This is a genomic window from Ventrimonas sp. (genome assembly GCF_048380235.1).
Lineage (GTDB): Bacteria > Bacillota > Clostridia > Lachnospirales > Lachnospiraceae > Brotaphodocola.
This window is the reverse complement of record NZ_DBFCCJ010000084.1, coordinates 1-3587: the sequence shown is the minus strand read 5'-3', so window position 1 is coordinate 3587 and position 3587 is coordinate 1. Positions and strand designations below refer to the sequence as shown.

2 protein-coding genes are annotated in these 3587 nt (G+C 46.4%); one reads left to right on the top strand and one right to left on the bottom strand.

The window, feature by feature from the left end; genetic code table 11:
- Nucleotides 1–122: 122 nt before the first annotated feature.
- Nucleotides 123–1667 carry a glutamine-hydrolyzing GMP synthase gene (guaA, locus tag ACMP1L_RS13650; protein ID WP_118733633.1) on the bottom strand — a complete coding sequence of 515 codons (1545 nt, stop codon included), beginning with the start codon at nucleotides 1665–1667 and terminating at the stop codon, nucleotides 123–125.
- Between the two features lie 296 nt (nucleotides 1668–1963).
- Here guaA and ACMP1L_RS13645 point away from each other — a divergent pair, with 296 nt between their 5' ends.
- A complete protein-coding gene (locus tag ACMP1L_RS13645; RefSeq protein WP_418453344.1) occupies nucleotides 1964–3112 on the top strand; it encodes a DUF4349 domain-containing protein in 1149 nt (382 codons plus the stop codon).
- Nucleotides 3113–3587: the final 475 nt, after the last annotated feature.

Sequence of the window (3587 nt, the reverse complement as noted above, 5' to 3'; positions counted from 1 at the left end):
CCCATAAACCACTGGATAACAAGAATAATGGCACTTGCTATGACTGTTATCAATTTGTTATCAAAAGACTAATCGAAATCGCTGAAACCCGCATAAACACTGGCTTTTTTAAGCAACTCGATTTATTCAAACTCAATCGTTGCCGGCGGCTTACCAGTGCAGTCATACAGTACTCTGTTCACATGCTTCACTTCATTCACAATTCTGCTGGATACTTTTCCAAGCACCTCCCACGGAATCTCGGCTGCTTCTGCAGTCATGAAGTCAATGGTGTTCACTGCTCTTAATGCGATGGCATAGTCATATGTTCTCTCATCACCCATAACGCCTACAGAACGCATGTTGGTCAGCGCTGCGAAGTACTGGCCGATGCTGCGGTCAAGACCTGCTTTTGCGATTTCTTCACGGTAAATAGCATCTGCCTCCTGCACCATTTTTACTTTTTCAGCGGTTACTTCGCCGATGATACGGATTCCGAGGCCCGGTCCCGGGAACGGCTGACGGTATACCAGTTTTTCCGGAATTCCAAGCTCCAGACCTGCCTTGCGGACCTCGTCCTTAAACAGATCGCGCAGCGGCTCAATAATCTCCTTGAAATCAACATAGTCAGGAAGTCCTCCGACATTGTGGTGAGACTTGATGACAGCTGACTCACCGCCCAGACCACTTTCTACTACATCCGGGTAGATGGTTCCCTGTACCAGAAAATCTACAGTGCCGATTTTCTTTGCTTCTTCCTCAAATACACGGATAAACTCCTCGCCAATAATCTTACGTTTGCGTTCCGGTTCCTCTACTCCTTTTAATTTCGCGTAGAAACGATCCTGTGCGTTGACACGGATAAAGTTTAAGTTGTACGGGCCATTTGGTCCAAATACTTCCTCGACCTCATCGCCCTCATTCTTGCGGAGCAGGCCATGATCTACGAATACGCAGGTCAGCTGGTCACCAACTGCTTTTGCAAGCATAACAGCTGCTACAGAAGAATCTACTCCACCGGACAATGCACAGAGCACTTTACCTTTGCCGACTTTCTCACGAACTGCCTTGATGGTATTTTCTACGAAGGCATCCATCTTCCAGTCACCTGCACAGCCACAGACTTCATATACGAAGTTGGACAGCATTTTAGTTCCTTCCACGGTATGCAGTACTTCCGGATGGAACTGGATTGCATAAAGATTTTTCTCCTCGCACTCTGCAGCTGCAACCGGACAGTCTGAAGTGTGGGCAATGATCTTAAAGCCCGGTGCTTCTTTCTCAATATAGTCATTATGGCTCATCCAGCAGATTGTCTTCTCAGATACGTTGCCAAACAGTTTACTGGATTTGTCCACAGTTACTTCAATCTTTCCATACTCACGAACAGGAGCCTTGCAGACATGACCGCCTAATACATGACTCATGAGCTGCGCACCGTAGCACAGTCCCAGCACCGGAATGCCAAGCTCAAACAATTCTTTGCTGCAGGTAGCAGCGCCTTCCTCATACACACTATTCGGGCCGCCGGTCAGGATAATGCCCTTTGGATTCATTTCTTTGATCTTTTCGATATCAGTCTTGTAAGAATAAATCTCACAATAAACATTGCATTCACGCACGCGGCGGGCAACCAGCTGGTTGTACTGACCGCCGAAGTCGATTACAACAATCTTCTCTCTGTTCACGAGTCTTCCTCCCTATTTTTTGTGATAAAACCGAAATATCCCAGTATTATCTTGATGTATCTCACGTTATTATACCTAAAATCAGCACACTATACAAGTGGGTTCCACAAAATTGGCAAAATCCACAACCACTGCTGTTCCACACCTGTTTTTCCGTTCAGAAGTTCCTGTTTCCGAGTTAGCGCCGCTTTTCTGCTTTCTTACAATTCACTTGACAACTGCTTAAGATTCCCCCAAATGCCTTGTTTTATCCCATAAATATGAGATAATGAAGACAAAGAAAGGAGGTTCTGATTATGACGAAAACCCTGTTTTCAAAATATTCAAAGCAAAGTATCCGACACATCATGCTTACTTCAGCCATTTTCCTTGCACTGGCTTCTGCCTCACTGACCGGCTGTGGAGCAGCATCGGCTTCATCCTACAAATCAGAGACGGCAGCTGCTTATGATACGTCAGCCGGCATGCCTGCCAGCCTTTACAAATCTTCCACAAGTTTCAGTAACGATGCAGAGGCTGAGACATACGCTGCCGCCGGAAACCATGAAGCCGCTCCGGAAGATTTCTCCACTGATTCCGGTTCTGCAGAACTTTCTCAGGAAACCGTACTTTCTCAGGAAGTCTCCAATCCGGGAACTGATCCGGCCAGAACTTCGGATGAAACTTCTCCTGCACCTGTCGAACGCAAACTGATCCGCAATGTAAGTATGAATCTGGAAACACGGGAATTTGACGCACTCACAAAATCTATTTCGGATGCTGTTACTTTCTTTGGCGGCTACATAGAACAAGCCGATGTCTCCGGCAACAGCCTGTACTGGTCCGGTGAGCGTTCCAGCCGCTATTCCAACATCACAGCCCGTATCCCGGAAAACAAGCTGGATGCCTTTCTCACCGAAGTGTCCGGTCAGGGAAATGTTACCTACAAAAATGAAAGTGTTCAGGATGTTACCTTGCAATACACCGACATCACCAGCCGGAAAAAGACTCTGCAGATGGAACAGGACCGGTTATGGGAACTTCTGGAAAAAGCTGAGTCCATCGATGCCGTTATTGCACTGGAAGCCCGTCTTTCCGAAGTCCGCTACCAGCTGGAATCCATAGAATCCCAGCTTCGCACCCTGGATAACCAGATCATATACAGCACGGTTTACCTCTCCATTCAGGAAGTTCAGGTTCTTACCTCCACTGACCCGGACACCATCCCAGTCCGCATCCAGAAAGGTCTCAGCCGCAGTTTTAATACGTTGAAGATATCTTCGGTTGATTTTCTAGTATGGTTCATCTCCAGTCTCCCGATTCTGGCTGTATTCGCCGTATTGGTTTTCATTGCAGTTATCATTCTTAAAAAACCTTTAAAAAGACGCAAAACCAGAAAACAAAAAGGAATGGATAAAACTGAAGCAACGAATGCTCAGACAGAATCAAAGGAAGAGCACAAATAGAAAATTGCAATTATTGGACGGAACGAATAAAGGTCCGGAAGAGAACGAGACCGCTTTCCTCTATTTTCACATATCGTTGTTTGCTTGCTCTCACAACACGCGTTCGCCTGCATCGGATTACATCCGCTGCATTCGTACACGTGTGTTCAAGATGCAAACACCTGATATGCTGAAAATCCCGGAAAGCGGTCTCATTCACTTCCTGCTGTATTGACTCCGCTACAAAAAAATATTGACTACAACCCGTATAACTCTATCATGAAATAAAACGCAGCCAGAACGCTACTATCAGATAAAAGCCGGATTTACAGGCTTTCGTCAGCAACGTTCTGGCTATGTTTATTATTGTAGAATAGCCAGTACAGCAGAAGTTTCGGGGCGGTCATGCAGAACAAGCAGACACATTGGAATTTTCTTTGTGCGCGAGCATAGCGCCAGACCGGAGACCCTTGTCTGAGTGCGCAAAGCGCACGAG